The 14,531-nt window shown below is 62.3% G+C and carries 15 protein-coding genes; 5 read left to right on the top strand and 10 right to left on the bottom strand.

Features of this window, described 5'->3' with window-relative positions:
- Nucleotides 1-62: 62 nt before the first annotated feature.
- The 3 genes from Thiosp_RS07230 to Thiosp_RS07240 all read right to left on the bottom strand — a co-directional run bounded on the left by Thiosp_RS07230 (nt 63) and on the right by Thiosp_RS07240 (nt 1,058).
- Nucleotides 63-284 carry a YgaP family membrane protein gene (locus Thiosp_RS07230; protein ID WP_407702772.1) on the bottom strand — a complete coding sequence of 74 codons (222 nt, stop codon included), beginning with the start codon at nt 282-284 and terminating at the stop codon, nt 63-65.
- A 43-nt stretch (nt 285-327) separates the two neighbouring features.
- A complete protein-coding gene (locus Thiosp_RS07235) occupies nt 328-471 on the bottom strand; it encodes an entericidin A/B family lipoprotein (protein ID WP_201067036.1) in 144 nt (47 codons plus the stop codon).
- A 173-nt stretch (nt 472-644) separates the two neighbouring features.
- Nucleotides 645-1,058, bottom strand: a complete 414-nt coding sequence (locus Thiosp_RS07240) for a DUF1523 family protein (RefSeq protein ID WP_201067038.1) — start codon at nt 1,056-1,058, stop codon at nt 645-647.
- A 401-nt stretch (nt 1,059-1,459) separates the two neighbouring features.
- Here Thiosp_RS07240 and Thiosp_RS07245 point away from each other — a divergent pair, with 401 nt between their 5' ends.
- Nucleotides 1,460-1,756, top strand: a complete 297-nt coding sequence (locus Thiosp_RS07245) for a YgaP family membrane protein (protein WP_323696952.1) — start codon at nt 1,460-1,462, stop codon at nt 1,754-1,756.
- A 194-nt stretch (nt 1,757-1,950) separates the two neighbouring features.
- Nucleotides 1,951-2,376: a BON domain-containing protein gene (locus tag Thiosp_RS07250; RefSeq protein WP_201067042.1), complete on the top strand. Its 426-nt coding sequence runs from the start codon at nt 1,951-1,953 to the stop codon at nt 2,374-2,376.
- 423 nt (nt 2,377-2,799) lie between these two features.
- On the opposite strand, the gene Thiosp_RS07255 is transcribed toward Thiosp_RS07250, so the two are convergent.
- Complete coding sequence (locus Thiosp_RS07255) at nt 2,800-3,858, bottom strand: TRIC cation channel family protein (RefSeq protein ID WP_201067044.1); 1,059 nt, start codon at nt 3,856-3,858, stop codon at nt 2,800-2,802.
- Nucleotides 3,859-4,235: 377 nt separating this feature from the next.
- Between Thiosp_RS07255 and Thiosp_RS07260 the strand changes: the two genes are divergently transcribed.
- From Thiosp_RS07260 to Thiosp_RS07270, 3 genes are all read left to right on the top strand, one after another.
- Entirely contained in the window at nt 4,236-6,722 is a 2,487-nt protein-coding gene (locus tag Thiosp_RS07260; protein WP_323696953.1) for a DUF3604 domain-containing protein, read from the top strand.
- 157 nt (nt 6,723-6,879) lie between these two features.
- Nucleotides 6,880-7,869, top strand: a complete 990-nt coding sequence (locus tag Thiosp_RS07265) for a peptidyl-prolyl cis-trans isomerase (RefSeq protein WP_201067046.1) — start codon at nt 6,880-6,882, stop codon at nt 7,867-7,869.
- A gap of 2 nt (nt 7,870-7,871) precedes the next feature.
- Nucleotides 7,872-8,900 carry a HupE/UreJ family protein gene (locus Thiosp_RS07270; RefSeq protein ID WP_323696954.1) on the top strand — a complete coding sequence of 343 codons (1,029 nt, stop codon included), beginning with the start codon at nt 7,872-7,874 and terminating at the stop codon, nt 8,898-8,900.
- Between the two features lie 41 nt (nt 8,901-8,941).
- Here Thiosp_RS07270 and Thiosp_RS07275 read toward each other — a convergent pair whose 3' ends face one another.
- The 6 genes from Thiosp_RS07275 to Thiosp_RS07300 all read right to left on the bottom strand — a co-directional run bounded on the left by Thiosp_RS07275 (nt 8,942) and on the right by Thiosp_RS07300 (nt 14,520).
- Nucleotides 8,942-9,820: a PA4780 family RIO1-like protein kinase gene (locus tag Thiosp_RS07275; protein ID WP_201067057.1), complete on the bottom strand. Its 879-nt coding sequence runs from the start codon at nt 9,818-9,820 to the stop codon at nt 8,942-8,944.
- Nucleotides 9,821-10,083: 263 nt separating this feature from the next.
- Entirely contained in the window at nt 10,084-10,893 is an 810-nt protein-coding gene (locus Thiosp_RS07280; RefSeq protein ID WP_323696455.1) for a DNA-primase RepB domain-containing protein, read from the bottom strand.
- Nucleotides 10,893-11,744, bottom strand: coding sequence for an ExeA family protein (locus Thiosp_RS07285; RefSeq protein WP_323696456.1), 852 nt, complete (start codon nt 11,742-11,744; stop codon nt 10,893-10,895). The genes Thiosp_RS07280 and Thiosp_RS07285 overlap by 1 nt, the downstream gene beginning before the upstream one ends.
- On the bottom strand, nt 11,741-13,198 hold the full coding sequence (locus Thiosp_RS07290; RefSeq protein ID WP_323696457.1) for a DDE-type integrase/transposase/recombinase: 1,458 nt from the start codon (nt 13,196-13,198) through the stop codon (nt 11,741-11,743). The genes Thiosp_RS07285 and Thiosp_RS07290 overlap by 4 nt, the downstream gene beginning before the upstream one ends.
- 93 nt (nt 13,199-13,291) lie before the next feature.
- Complete coding sequence (locus Thiosp_RS07295; protein ID WP_323696484.1) at nt 13,292-13,861, bottom strand: hypothetical protein; 570 nt, start codon at nt 13,859-13,861, stop codon at nt 13,292-13,294.
- 356 nt (nt 13,862-14,217) lie between these two features.
- Nucleotides 14,218-14,520, bottom strand: a complete 303-nt coding sequence (locus tag Thiosp_RS07300) for a HigA family addiction module antitoxin (protein WP_201063998.1) — start codon at nt 14,518-14,520, stop codon at nt 14,218-14,220.
- Nucleotides 14,521-14,531: the final 11 nt, after the last annotated feature.

Raw genomic sequence — 14,531 nt, forward strand, 5'->3', positions numbered from 1 at the left:
CCGTTCCGGCCTGCTCAACTCCGCCGGGCCTGGTGGCCCGGTCGGTTGGCGCGGTCCGGTCGCTATTTGACCAAGGGGACCTCAGTCTTTTCGGTACTGAAATCGAACAGCGCGTAGGCCGGGCAGAACTGGAACCAGGCGGTGGCGAGCAGTACCGCGCCGATCAGTCCGACAATCCAGTGAGTGCCGAAGAAGACGCCGGCGATCAACAGAACGCCGAGTGCTGCGCGGACCAGGCGATCAATGTTGCCGATGTTGTGCTTGGTGTAATCAAAATTCATCATCAGTGCTCCAGTGTTTGAGGATCGTTTTGGCCTCCGTGCCGCTTCACATGTCATTCTTGACGTCCCTGGCTGTATCGCTCACGGCGCGACCGCCGCTTTGAATATCCTTGCCGGCGCCCTCGATGGTGCTGCAGCCGGACAATCCGCCGATCGTGATCAGTAGAATCAGTGCGACGAGTCTGTTCATCAGCATCTCCTGTTGTGTGGATGGTCTTTTCTGCCAACATTGGTCTCGGCCATTTGCACTCTATGCCGAAGAGACCGCGTTTTCAGTGCGGTGGCGAACATAGGAAGCCTCGTCATGATGGACGCGGGTTAGTGAGCCAAAAGGCTGAGAGCCGCAGGGCGCAAAGGCCCGCTTCACTCACCTTGAATCACCGCCGGCCCCTCTTTGGATGGCGCATCAATACAACGCGCTGGTGCGTCGATCGAGATGACATTCGGGAACATATCCAAAAACGCGATGCGCATACCATAGCCATGCATCGTCACGGGTTCCTGCGGGCACTCTTGTGTGATACGGCTCGCGAGCGCCTGGAGATCCGCGGAATCGAACTTAAAGTACGGAGGCATGAACCCGGCGTCCTCATTGCGAAAAATCTGCGTGTCAGCGGTGCCTGTACGGACGGTCTCGATACGATACTGGATATTGCGACCATCGCCGGTCACGCCCGAGATCTGAACGTTCCAGGTATCTGCACCCCAGAAGAGCCAGAGAACGGCGATCACGATGACGAGGACCACGGCGAAGCTGATCGTGAATTTCTTTTTCATGAGGTCGTTACTCCATATCGGTCAAAGGTTTGGATGCGGCCGCAGCCACCGTCACTCATGCCTCCAGCGGACGTTCCAGCACCACCCGAAAGGCCTCCGCGCTGCGGTCGCGAAAGGCTTGCGCTGAGCCCCAGAGATAGAGCCGGAACCGCCGGTAGAGCGTGTCGCCCCAGCCGCCTGGCGATCATGCGTGTCGCCTGGTCAGCACAGCCAAGTGAGCATCGTTGAATCTCCCTCCATCGAGAGTTTGATCGAAGTGTCCGGGGGCTGTCGGTTCGGTAGCGCACAAAGAATGCTTTTGTCTATGTGTGCTACCGAACGGACGGCCAGCCGCCTTGCGCGTACATTTTCTCGACAGCCGATCACTTGACGGCAAAGCGTGAGCCGCGCGCAGCTGCGCCTTGAGCAAGGAGGCCAAGAACTATTCTCAGCCAACTGGAGCATTGATCATGAATTTTGATTTCACCAACGACAACATCGGCAACATTGATCGTCTAGTCCGTGCAATTGTCGGTGTCCTTTTGCTCGTCATTGCCTTTCTCGGCAATCTCTGGGTGGCCGTGGCCGTACTGATTGGGGCAGTGCTGCTTGGCACCGCCTATTTTCGATTTTGCCCGGCATACACCATCTTCAATTTCAGCTCCAATAAGGACGCATCCCTTGAGGGCACGTTGGATACCGCGCCGCCAACCGACTAAGAGGTGAAATCAGGTACGAAACAAAACACAAATCTTAGTGCTGCCCGCTAATCCATACGCCATTCGCATAAGACACTGATCAGCTGCGGATACTATTCGCAGGAAAGACAATTTCCCTGAGCCGCGATGCCTGTTGCAATGATGCATTGCTGTGCATCGCAACGGCTCCTGTTTAACTTATTGAGGAATCAATCATGAAAAAGAAAAACGCCTATGCGCTCATGCCTCTGTCAGGAAGCCTTGTTGTGGCCGCCTGCCTGTCGGCCAGTCTCGGACTCGCTGGCTGTGACAAGGAGGGCGGCGCCGAGGAGGCCGGCCGCAAGATGGATGAGGCCGCTGAGCGCATGGGCAATCAGCTCGATGCGACCAAGGAGTCCATGGGCGAGAAGGCCGATGAAACTGGAAATTACCTGTCAGACGCGGCGATCACCGCCAAGATCAAGGCTGAAATCCTGGGCGATTCAGCGCTGAAGGTCTTGCAGATTGACGTGACCACTACCGACGGCGTGGTGACGCTGAGCGGGACCGTCGATTCACAGAGCAGTCTCGATAGAGCGTCAGAACTGGCACGCAATAACCAGGGTGTGACATCGGTGGAGAATAACCTGGTTGTCGAATAGGAGGTTCGACATTTCCCAACAGCACGTAAGGGGATTGGCGGAACATCAGAGTGTACAGAATCACTTCATGAGGTGATCGACATGGCAACTCTCCAGCGTCTCAGTTTAATCGGAATGGGACTGCTCCTGGGTGGCGTTGTGCTCGCCCAAGTTGGAGCGCAGCAGACGCTGTTGGCGGACGCGTCGCAGAGCTGGGCCATTCGCCCGGCCGGCGAGGCCGAGCCAGTGATGCAACCCGCGGATGCGGTCGTGAGCCCGAGCACTCCGTCATCGGACGCCGGATCTTTGGAGATCAAAACTGATGGCGACATTCGCTACGTCTCGGGCGGCATCGGCGTGAGCGAACGGACCGATCTCCAAACTCTGTCCAGCCAGTTTAACCTGCACCTTTCTGAGCCGCGAAGGCGCCGTCAATCCCCCGGCTCATCGCTTCGGCAGGATTCGGTGTGCTCGCCTTTCCGGGAAGCTGATAAAAAGGCTGTGCCAAGCGAAATGCACAACCACAATCCGTGACAGAAAGCCCGCGATAATCACCGTGATTGTCATCATCAGCACCGTACTCAAGAGCAGGTCTGGTCCAATGAAATAGATCATCAAGGAATAGATCAGCCCCCAGAACAAGGCGATCTCCGGATAGATGGTGCCCTTGAGGGTTGGGATGTCCGCCTGCGATCGAAGGACGTCACGAAGGACGCCACCACCAGCGGCTGTCATTGCGGCCAACAAGGGGCCCCATAGCCACAGTGGTTCACAGCGCTGTACCGCTGCGACAATCACGCCAGTTACGGTGAATGCCGCCAGCCCGATTGCATCGGAGACCTCGAGGAGCCCGCGTGTCGAGGCCCAGCGAAATGGATCGTTTTCACCTTGCGCGGGCTCTGCTGCATAGCTGTTACCCCAGATGTCATGAATGGCATAGATGAATAGGGCGGCAAGGACGGTTCCGAGCACCAACAGCAGCAGCGTCGGAGACTGGAGGATGCCGATTGGCGATCGTCCGCTGATCAGATCGCGCATGACACCACCCCCCACCGCTGGCAATGCTGCCAACAAGCGTCGCAGGCTTTCCGTGGGGTCTGCGCCTTTCCATTGCTGCAATTCTCCCCGCCGCATCACGATCGCAACGGACGCCTTGCGGTATGGCAGCGTGAACCACGCCCAATCGCGCGCCGAGGCTTGTGGTTGCGCGGCGAGAGAGAAGTCGAGTTGCCCCGCGCGGACCGCCTGTACGTTGCTAACACGCGACACCTCCTCGAATGCCGTGCGGATTCCAGCTCGCCGCGCTGCTGCTTGCATCACCTCAATATCGATACCGTTGACGACCCCGATGCCATCCGCAGTGATGCGTTCGAATTGGTAGGGCAGCATCGTCGACCAACCGCCGTTCAGCGCGGCCTGGGCAGGTCCAAGCGAAAGCAGGCCGAGACAGAGAATGCCGAGAGCAAGTTTCCAATGTTCCTGTAAGGACCGAATTGTCGTCATTTATCGTGCATGCTCGCGGGCGTATTCTGGAAATGATGGGGGACGGCAGCAGAAAAAGTGTCAGCGCCCCGACCAGCGCAGCAGGCTTTTGGCATGGGCGGAAGCAATTAAACGGAGATTACCGGTCGTCGGGTGCGTGATCAACGCTCAATCTAGGTGGATGCGACTCCCGGCCCATTGCGCCTGCGATAGCCGAGACGATGCAAACCGCGCTGGAATTTGCCGCAAAGATCTGCCGCTCTGATGATATCCTCCGGAGGGTAACCCCGGAACAGATCATCAGAACCGGCTGTGCCAACGACCGCGGCGGATGTGCGCCGGGCGTTGAACCGACTCTCCGAGAGAGTCTGAGCGTGTGACGAGGGGCCACCATGAAATTGCTGTCGACCGAGATCGCTGTTGTTTGGACATTGTTGATCGCACTGTCGCCAAGCGCGCCGGTGCAGGCCGTCTCTCCGGACCTCCTTCTCCCCTTCGAGAGAACCGAGGTTCGCGAGCCGTGCGCGAACTACGAGCCGACGAAGCAGCCGTTCTTCGGGGAAACCCATTTGCATACGGCCTACTCGTTTGACTCCGTTGCGCTCGATACGCGCAATACCCCGGCCGATGCCTACAGGTACGCGAAGGGTGGTCGCGTGGGCTTGCCGCCTTGGGCCGATACACGCACGGACGAGCAGGCCGCGCTCCCGCCACCACCCGACATGCGGTCGTACGTCACCGAGCATCCCTACTGCATGCCGGGCGAGCACTGTCAGTTCATGGCCACGCGGACCATCCAGTTCCCCGAGGGACGAGCGCTCGACTTCGCCGCGGTGACCGACCACTCAGAGCAGTTCGGCGAGAGCAACATCTGTACCTTCGAGGCGACCGAAACTTGCTCCGACGATCAGGACTGCAATCCGGGCGTCACCGGGCAAGGCTGCGCCTCGGACAACATGTGTCGACCCAAGGGCTACAATAGCCCCCTCTGTGTCATCGCCCGCGACGAACTCTCGCGCTTGCGCCAAGGCACTGCGGCCAGCGTCTTCGCGGCACTCGAAAACGTCAGCCAGAACCCGACCCGTCCAGCTTTCTGCGGCCCGGACGGGGCGCTCTGCGCGCGCCAGGCCAAGCTGGTCTGGGACAAGATTCGCGGCGACGCGGAGGCCGCCTACGACCGCACGTCCTCCTGCACCTTCACGTCCTTCATCGCCTACGAGTACACGGCGATGGCGGCGACCGGCCGATGCGTCGACGCCAATGCACTGCCTTGCTGGGATCAGGCGCAGGACAACAGCATTCCCGACGTGCCAGACGCCGGGTGGTCACCCTCCGCGGATTGCCCGAGCGGCAGCCCCTGCATTAACAATTTCACCGGCAACTCGGGCTTTGACAATCTTCACCGCAACATCATCTTTCGCAACGATGATGTGATCGACCAGCCGATCAGCAACCTTGAGAGTCCGCTCGGATGCGGCTTCGGTGCCGATTGCACCTCGACCCCAGGCTGGGCGGTGGCCTCTCCGGCGGTGATGCTCCAACGCCTGAATGACGACTGCATCGCGAATCCTGCGAAGCCCCGCTGCGACGTTCTCACCATCCCGCACAACTCCAACATGAGCCGCGGCAGCATGTTCATCCTGCCGGAGAATACGCCAGACGGGCAGGCAGAGGCGTATTTGCGCAACCAATTGGAACCGCTGGTTGAGCTGGTGCAGATCAAGGGCCAGTCGGAATGCCGCTATAACGCGAACACCGGGATGGCCTGGACGAATCCGCCAGACGAGCTGTGCGACTTCGAGAACCAAGGCTGGGCGCGACTCGCCGGGGCGGCGGACGGCTATCTCACCGACGAGAACCAGACCACCGAGAGCATTCCGCCACGCAGCTACGTTCGCAACACGCTCGCCAGCGGCATCGCCTACGCGGCCAAGCAAGGGGTGAATCCCTTCCAGCTCGGATTCGTCGGCGGACTCGACAACCACAACGGCACGCCAGGACAGTCCGAAGAGCAGCAGTATGCGAAGAGCGGAGCGCACGGCATCCAGAGCTTCGCCACCTCATCGGCGGCCCTGAGCGAGCGCTTTTATCTCGGCCTCGAGACCAACGCGGGCGGTTTGACCGTCGCCTGGGCCGAGGAGAACTCGCGCGATGCGATCTTCACCGCGCTCAAGAACCGCGAAACCTACGCCACCAGCGGGACCCGTCCGATCGTGCGGGTTTTCGGAGGTTTCGGGCTCCCGTCCGATATCTGTGAGGCGGGCGACTTCGCCGCGCGCGGTTATGCGGGTGGCGTGCCGATGGGTGGCACACTCCAGCGTGAGCCGCGCCCTCCCGGCCGGGTCCCGCAGGCTCCAAGCTTCGCTGTCAGCGCAATCATGGACCCCGGCTGGTCCGGCCACCCCGGCACACCTTTGCAGCGGGCACAGATCATCAAGGGCTGGGTCGACTCCATCGGGCAAACGCACGAAAGGGTTTATGACGTTGCGGGAACAACCGACGCCGAGGACAAGGTCGATTTACAAACCTGCAAACCGATCGGCGCTGGCATGAACAATCTTTGCACTTTATGGACTGATCCGGATTTTGATCCCGACCAGCACGCCTTCTACTATGTGCGCGTCCTCGAGAACCCGAGCTGTCGGTGGAACCACTACTACTGCAATGCGCGCGGCGTCGACTGCAGCAAGCCCATGGGCGTCTGTCGCGGCCAAGCCACCGAGGGGCTGGAGCAGGGCTGCGACAGCGACGCCGAGTGCGGTGAAGGCGTCTGCACTCTGCCGGACAGCTATGAGGAGTTCGAGTACAGCCAATGTTGCAGCGGCATTGTGCCGCAGACTGTGCAGCAGCGCGCCTGGACCTCGCCGATCTGGTACACCCCGTGAGCGACCCCAGGGGGCCTTCGGTCTGCACCTTCCGCAGGTCGAACAGGGCTGGGTTGGGCTGCGCCGCGGAGGGCAACGCATGATCCGGCAGCGGCTCGGGCATCGATTCCGAAGCCAGCTCCGGTACTGGCTTCGATACGGGCTGCGGCAACCGGTCATGCACTTCGTGCTGATCGGCGCGGCCCTCTTCGCCGCAAGCGAGCTGTGGTCGCCGGCGGAGCGCGAACGGCCATTCGTGCAGCGCGAACCGATCGTCATTTCGGCGCAGCAGATCGGCGTAATCGAGGAGGACTTCGTCCGGCGCTGGGGGCGCGCCGCCACCCCGGAGCAGCTCTCCGCCCTGATCGCGCAAACCATCGAGGAGGAGATGCTTTATCGGGAAGCCCGCGTGCTGGCGCTCGATTTCCAGGACCGCAGCGTGCAGCGCCGACTGATTCAGAAGATGCGCGTGGTCAGCGATCACCCCGGACGCCCGCCCGACGAGCTGGTGCGCGAGGCGCGTGCACTTGGACTCGACGACGATATCGTCATCCGCCGCCTTCTGGTCGAAAAGATGCGCATCCTCTTGGCCCAATCTCCTTCGGCGCCGGCGTTGACAGACGCGGATCTGCTTGACTATCTCGATCGTCATCGCGAGCGTTTCCTACAGCCGGCCGAACTGACGTTCTCGCATCTTTTCTTCGGCGAGCGCGTGCAAGGTGCGCAGCTTGATAACCAGGGAGCGGACCTTGAGGACGCCGTGCGGGCGACCCTCGCGCGAGCGCGCACGCTGCCCCCGGCCGACGCCCTTGCCTTGTCGGACCCATTCCTCTTCGGGCTGAGGTTTCGAGCCTATTCCCGTCCCCGCATCACGGCACGCTTCGGCATGGAGTTCGCCGAGCAGGTCTTTGGCCTCGAGCCCGGCGTCTGGTCGGACCCGATCGCATCGCCCTATGGGCTGCATCTGGTCTTGGTCGAGGAGAAGCGCGCGCCGCGCCTGCCGGAGCTGGCCCAGGTCAGACAACGGCTCATCGAGGCCGTCGGCGCGGAGCGCGCGACGCAACGCTTGGCGCAGGGTCTGGCGCGTCTGCGCGAGCGCTACGAGATTCGTGTCGAGGGGCGAGACGATCTCTCTTCGTCTCGCGTCGAACTGGCCGCGCAGCCGTGAGGTTGGCCGCTCGAAGCCCTTTTCCGGCGCTGCTGTTTTCGATGGTGCTCTTTTGTATGGGGGCGGCATCGACCGTCGTCGCCCATCCGCTCGACCCGGCGCTGCTGGAGATCCGAGAATCGCCAGCGGGCACGCTGGAGGTTCTCTGGCAATTGCCCGTGTCGCAGACCGCCGGCGATGCGCCGCGGGTCATGCTGCCCCAAGGGTGCAGCCCGCTGTCCGCGCCGGTTGCAAGCCGCGCGGGTGCGGGTGCGGGTGCGGGTTCACGCATCGCACTGCGCTGGCGCGCGCAGTGCGAAAACGGCGGTCTGGTCGGCTCGGACATTGGCGTCGACGGTCTGCGTGAACGCCGCACTGATGCCTTACTTCGGGTTCATCTAGCGGACGGACGCTTAGTCCAGGCGGTGCTGCGCGCTGCGACACCGACCTTCACCGTTCCCGAAAGTGCCGCTCGGCTTGCCGTCCTGCGCGACTATCTCCTGCTCGGCTTCGAGCACATCCTGAGTGGTCCCGACCACCTGCTGTTCGTGTTTGGTCTCGTGCTGCTGGTGCACGGATATCGGCGATTGTTTTGGACCATTACCGCTTTCACCGCGGGACACAGCGTGACGCTCGCGCTCGCTGTTCTTGGTGTCGTCAAGGTGCCGGCATATCCTGTCGAGGCCTTGATCGCCCTGACCATCCTCGTTGTCGCCGTGGAGTTGACCCGTGCCGGGGGCGGGCGCGAGACCTGGATCCAGCGGTTTCCGTGGGCGATGGCGTTCACCTTCGGTCTGCTCCATGGCCTGGGTTTTGCCGGTGCGCTGACCGAGATCGGTCTGCCGGCTAACGCGATCCCGCTCGCATTGGCCGGCTTCAACATCGGCATCGAGCTTGGGCAGCTCCTCTGCGTCGCGCTAATCCTAGCCGCAGCAGCTGCTTTGCGAAGGCTTCCCGTGCCTTTACCAACGGCCATTCGGTCTCTCCCCAGCTATGTCATCGGGTCGTTGGCGGTGTTCTGGGTCTTGGAGCGCACCACGGCAATGTTTTGATGTGCCGCCGCGGTGACTCCAGCCCGCGGACCCGAGGGCCTCTACAGGTCGATATCGCCGCTATGATTTGGCGCCACGACCCCTTCGATAGCCAGCCTGCGCCGTGTCGCCTCCACCTCGGCCTCGTGGATTTCGCTCAGAATCGCGTCGAGATCGACCGTCTGATGCTGGGCTTTGAAATGGCCCGTGAGCGTCACGTCCGGTGTCAGATGGCCGTGTTCATACAGATGCCAAATTTCCTGGGCGTAGCTGGTCGTCAGCAACTCAGGCTCAAACTGCCCGAAATAGGCGGCCAGATTATTGACATCGCGCGCCAGCATCCAAGGGGCATGGTTGTTCGCCGCCGCATCCACCGCCTGCGGGAGGTCGATGATCACCGGACCTTGCGGATCAACCAGGACATTGAACTCAGACAGGTCGCCATGCACCAGTCCGATGCACAGCATCTTCACCACATCACTGATCAGTGATGCGTGATAGGCACGTGCCTGCTCGACGCTCAGATCCACCTCATCCAGACGCGGTGCGGCGTCGCCCTCGTCATCGGTGATCAGCTGCATCAGCAAAACGCCGTCGACAAAGTGGTAAGGCTGCGGCACACGCACCCCGGCTGCGGCTAGACGATAGAGTGCGTCGACTTCAGTGTTTTGCCACACATCTTCTTGCTCCTGGCGCCCATACCGTGAGCCCTTCGCCATCGCCCGCCCTTTGCGGCTATTGCGCACCTGACGCCCTTCGCGATACTGCGACTGCTTGTGAAAGCCGCGTTGACTCACCTCTTTATAGACCTTGGCGCAGCGAACGGCCCCTTCGGAGCGCACCACATAGACCGCCGCCTCCTTGCCGCTCTTGAGTGCATAGAGGACTTCGTCGACCAGGCCGTCCTGGATCAAGGACTCGAGACGTTTAGGGGCTTTCATGGTGACCTGTTTGGATGGCGCGAGGGGCGCCAGTTTAGGAATCATCTAGCGCTGATGACAAGCACTGAGAGGGCAGGGTGGCGAAGAGACGCAGCAAATTCATGAATCTGCTGAGCGTAATCACGATAATTGCGGGACCCATTTCCAAGCCATTTGAAGGACATGGAATGCGTGTGGGATCACGGGGGCCGTTACTGGCCGACAGCGGGAAGCCGGAATCGTGAACCACGCTTCCCCCCTGAGGGGGGAGAGACGCAGCGGGTTCAGTTGCCTCTAGCGCTCTGGCGAATGGCGCGAGCGAGGGTGTAGCGGGCATAGCGCTCGGCATCGGCTCCGCGACGCGGGGACGCGCGCTCGAGCAAGCGCTGGTAGACCGTGGTCGGTGCAAGGCCCGCCTCAAGAGCGCCGCAGACCCAGCCCCATTCGCGGGCGGATTCGGACGGATCCCCGGTGGATAAGCGCGCCCGTGGAGCGCAGTTGACGACTGGCGGCGGAGCCGGAGCCATCGTTGGCAAGGCCGGAGTTGGATCCCAGACGCGCTCCTGCGGGCTTGGTCGCCGAAGGACATTGACCCACTCCCCGCCACGCTTGGCATTCTTCATCCCGGCGAGCCGACCGAGGTGCTCACCGGAGACCGAGCCCGGATCGGCGCCAACGCGCGGGATCAGCCAACGCTGCACATCACAGCGCTGCGCCTCATCGAGCGCGCGGGTCAGCCGTAGCCACAGGTGGCAGCCCCCGAGCGTCGAAGTCTGCACCACCAGGGCCGCATAGTGCCGAGCGATGCGCTGCGCCATCGGCCGTGCGACATCATCGAGAAACACCATTGGCCAGGGATAGCCGCGGGCTGGACGGATATAAATATCGGCCTGTTGGACATTGCGCGCTCTGGCCAGCCCCAACGGAAGCTGATCCAAAGAGCGATCATGGAACCACAGCATCGTCGCCTTGGCGGTGCGCACCGCCAAATCGGCACGCACGATGCCAGCGTCGTGCCATGCCTCAAGCATCACGGCGGTGTGTCTTGCCGCTGTCATGGCCTGGTGCGGGCGCTCAGCGCTCAAGCGGCTCATCAGGCGCCCGCCCTGGCACTCGGGCGTTGGCGGGCGTTGCCCGCCGCTGAACCAAACACCTCAAGGTAGAGTTGTTCATCGAGCTGCGCGCGTTCGAGCCGAGCAGCCTGCGCCAGCAATTCTGCCGCCATGGTCGTGAGCACGCGATAATTGCCCAACGCATGCTCAGCGAGCGTCTTCATCAGCCCTGCGCTCATCAGACTCGCATTGCCGGCACTGTGTTGTAAATGCTCCAGGCAGGCGACCAGCGCCTCGCGACTGGCATACTCCATACTCAGGCGCGTACGGATACGACTGCCCAGCGGCAGCAACTCCTCACGGCGCAGCTTGGTCGCCAGGCGGCCATCGCCGGCCAGGATCACGCTCAACAACGTGCGCGAATCGAACTGCATGGAGGTCAGCAGACGCAGCTCATTGAGCACCGTCGGATGCATCTCCTGCGCCTCGTCGATGAGCAACACCGGGCGCAACAGCGTCGTCTCCAGATGCGCCAGCCAGCGCTCGCGCAGGATCTTGAAGCCACCCCAGCGGTTATGGGGCTTGAGGTCAACGGCGAACAGATCGCCCATCTCGCGGTAGAAGTCCGCCACCTTCGAGCTGGGATGCGTGAGCGCCCCAACGCTGATATCGGGCAGCTGGCGCAGACGCTCATCGAGCAGGCGCAGTACCGCACTCTTGCCGGTACCCGGATCACCTTGAATGAGCGCAAAACCGCCTTCGCGGATCAGGCTCTGCTCGATGCGCCAGCAAAACTGCTCCACCGGCGCGCTGCGATGCAGTGCCGCCGTCGGCAGCTCCGGGGAGAACGGATTGAACTTCAGTCCATAGAGGGCCAGCAGGGTCTTGTTCATCGACTGGATTCCAGGTCATCGTGTTTTGGCAGATAGGCCGGCGGCAGACCGGTGGCGGCATACTCGGCGAGCAAGTCGCGCAGCAACGGTGGCAGCGTCGTGGCGCGTTGTGATGGCGGTGGCGGTGCGCCGGCGGGCTCAAGGCGCCGACGCTGCCCGGAGGCATTGGCGGCTTTATCGAGGGGATAGAGGCGGCAGAGGATGGCGCCCGAGTGGGGATCAACCACGTCCACAGCACTCAGATCCCAGCGGGCATAAGCGATATGCAGTTGCTCAAGGTGACGCAAGCGCGCCGGCACCTCGAAGCGCTTGCCCGCCAGGCTGAGCGTCCCATCGCTGCGGCGCTGACGGCGTTGGACGCGACAACGAAAAGCGGCGCGGACCTGCTCGCTGTCCGGACAGGGGCGCCCCACGTTGGGCGCATCGAGAAGACGCGCAAGCGGCGTGGCGGCGGTCTCACTGTGGACCTTGCGGTGGTACTCCTGCTCCACCCACGCCTGAGTGAGGGTGTTGAGCCGCTGCAGGCTCAGCTCCTCCAGCCCCTTAAGCATCGCCATCAGGCGGCCTTCCAGCGTGGCCCAGAAGCGCTCCTGCTTGGCGTTCTGATACGGGCTGTACGGCAGGGTCGGCTCGTGGAGGATGCCCAGCGCATGCAATCCGGCGGTGAATTCCTCGGCCTGCATTGCCGCGCCGTTATCGCTCATCAGGGCGCGCGGCAGCCCGCGCTTGTGCAACGCCTGTCCCAGACCATGCACCAAGGTCTCGGTGGTCTCATCGAGGTACCACTGCAGATGGCAGATCAGGCGCGAGTGATCGTCGATGACCGCCAGCAGCAGGGGCTTGACCCAGACGCCACCCCGGGTGAGGACGTTGCGCGAGCCATGATGAAAGTCCAGATGCCACAAGGCATGGACATACTGGGCTTCATAGCTGCGCACCTCGCAGGCCTCCAGGCGCCGCGCGGCCTGCTCGGCCCCGGGTGTCTTGCGCGCCGGGACACGCCGGCGGTGCAGGCCCGCGCGCTTCATGAAGCGGCGCACGGTGGCATAGGAGGGCAGCGGCCCCAGGGTTTCATCGCCCGCGCACAAGGCGGCGAGGTTGTCGTAATGCAGCTGCACCGTCCAACCGGGGTAGTCGCGGTATTGCGCCTGTACGGCCTCCATCAGGCGCGGGCTCAGCGCGCGCTGCTCCCCGGCATCGCTGCGCCGGCGCGGGCGCAGTGCGGTCACCGGGTCTTGGGCATCGCGTGCGAGGTAATACCAGCGCTCCAAGGTCCCAAAGCTAAAACTGACCGCCCGCCCAGTCACCGGATGACGCCATGACTTGGCCGCTAGCGCCTTCAGCCGCGCGCCCAGCGCGTTCGCCGGCGCAGGATCAGCCAATAAAGGACCAATAATGGCAAAGCGCAACCGCGCCCAACCATCGGGATCACCGAGGCCGTTGTCATCGGACATTCGTCTTCACCTCCCAGTTGTTTCACACATCACCGGGAGTCTAGAAGGCGCCGCCCAGCGGCGCGATGAGGTCTTCTGCGGGTTGGCGTTGCCCTACAGCGAGCCTGTCGCTGTCGTGCTCGGGGCGATCAATATCAGCAGTTGCACGACGCGCTCGGACAACGCTTTTGCGCTCAATTTTTCCAGCAGGGATCCTGGCAGGTGCTCGGTGGCGATCGGCGGCATCAACAGACCAGCCAAGGATCGAAAGCAGCGGGTTTGCACAAACTGCTCACGCCACCAGTGCTGCCACCGCCGCAGGGTTTGGACGGTGACACCGAGCGTCTTGATCAAGCGCTGGCGACGCGATGCGCTCAGCCCGCAATGCAGGGCGGAAATCAGCACGACGATGACCCCGAGATAGACCTTGCGGCCCAGAAACCGAACGGAAGGCGGGGTGCTGCGCCGCCGGCACCCGTCCGCGGCACAGCAGAAACTCAGACGGCTCTGGTAGCTCTCATCCAAGACGCCACGCACAACACCTCGGGGCTTACGCGGATAACGGGCGCTGTGCAACGCACCACCGCAGTCACAGCCGCCCGCGCGGACTTCCTCGGCAATCGACTCGTCGATCCGGGTGAGCAGGTGGTAAAAGTTCGTGTCGGCAAGAAAGGCGTGACACACTGGGACTGTCTCCTGGTTTTTGGCGAAATTCGGAGACAGCCCTCTCGGGCAACTTGCGTCAAGTTGTTTGAGGGGGTTTTTTGTTTTCCCTCACTGAATTTGCTCAGAATCGCGGCCGATTCCCGCAAATAGTCTGCTCAGGCTCAATCTGCTGCGCGAGAAGATCACGACGCCGACGCCATCGTTGAACAGCGATTCGCCCGCGATCACGCACAGCGGTAGGCCCGCAGCTCGCTCAAGTCGACGTGCAAGGCGCCGGCAAACCGATGAAGCGCTGGTTCAGGTACGCCAGCAGGGCGGTCAGGACGAGGAAGACAGAAGCAATTTCGAACATCTCGACCCCTTCGGCATCGCCGCTAGGCTGCGCGCGGACTGACCTCGCTGGCGATCACCGCCCCGCGATCCCGCTCGGCCACCTTCAGATCATAGCTGGCCTGAAGGTTCAGCCAAGATTGCGCATCGCCGCCAAAGTAGTGTGACAGACGCAATGCCGTATCCGGCGTCACGGCCCGTCGTTCCTTGATGATCTCATGTAGACGGGTTGCCGGTACGCGCAGGCACTGCGCCAGCGCGTTGACGCTCAGATTCAAGGGTACCAAGAAATCTTCGCGCAGGATTTCGCCCGGATGGACCGGACGCATGCCATTCACTGCTGACATGGAATAGCCTC

The organism is Thiorhodovibrio litoralis, from assembly GCF_033954455.1.
Taxonomy (GTDB): Bacteria; Pseudomonadota; Gammaproteobacteria; order Chromatiales; family Chromatiaceae; genus Thiorhodovibrio; species Thiorhodovibrio litoralis.

Excerpts from the sequence above, each read along its gene's own strand:
- Thiosp_RS07285 (WP_323696456.1), bottom strand. The coding sequence starts at position 11,744 with ATGAACAAGACCCTGCTGGCCCTCTATGGACTGAAGTTCAATCCGTTC.
- Thiosp_RS07290 (WP_323696457.1), bottom strand. The coding sequence starts at position 13,198 with ATGTCCGATGACAACGGCCTCGGTGATCCCGATGGTTGGGCGCGGTTG.
- Thiosp_RS07230 (WP_407702772.1), bottom strand. The coding sequence starts at position 284 with ATGATGAATTTTGATTACACCAAGCACAACATCGGCAACATTGATCGC.
- Thiosp_RS07240 (WP_201067038.1), bottom strand. The coding sequence starts at position 1,058 with ATGAAAAAGAAATTCACGATCAGCTTCGCCGTGGTCCTCGTCATCGTG.
- Thiosp_RS07265 (WP_201067046.1), top strand. The coding sequence starts at position 6,880 with ATGCACTTCGTGCTGATCGGCGCGGCCCTCTTCGCCGCAAGCGAGCTG.
- Thiosp_RS07250 (WP_201067042.1), top strand. The coding sequence starts at position 1,951 with ATGAAAAAGAAAAACGCCTATGCGCTCATGCCTCTGTCAGGAAGCCTT.
- Thiosp_RS07275 (WP_201067057.1), bottom strand. The coding sequence starts at position 9,820 with ATGAAAGCCCCTAAACGTCTCGAGTCCTTGATCCAGGACGGCCTGGTC.
- Thiosp_RS07255 (WP_201067044.1), bottom strand. The coding sequence starts at position 3,858 with ATGACGACAATTCGGTCCTTACAGGAACATTGGAAACTTGCTCTCGGC.
- Thiosp_RS07235 (WP_201067036.1), bottom strand. The coding sequence starts at position 471 with ATGAACAGACTCGTCGCACTGATTCTACTGATCACGATCGGCGGATTG.
- Thiosp_RS07300 (WP_201063998.1), bottom strand. The coding sequence starts at position 14,520 with ATGTCAGCAGTGAATGGCATGCGTCCGGTCCATCCGGGCGAAATCCTG.
- Thiosp_RS07280 (WP_323696455.1), bottom strand. The coding sequence starts at position 10,893 with ATGAGCCGCTTGAGCGCTGAGCGCCCGCACCAGGCCATGACAGCGGCA.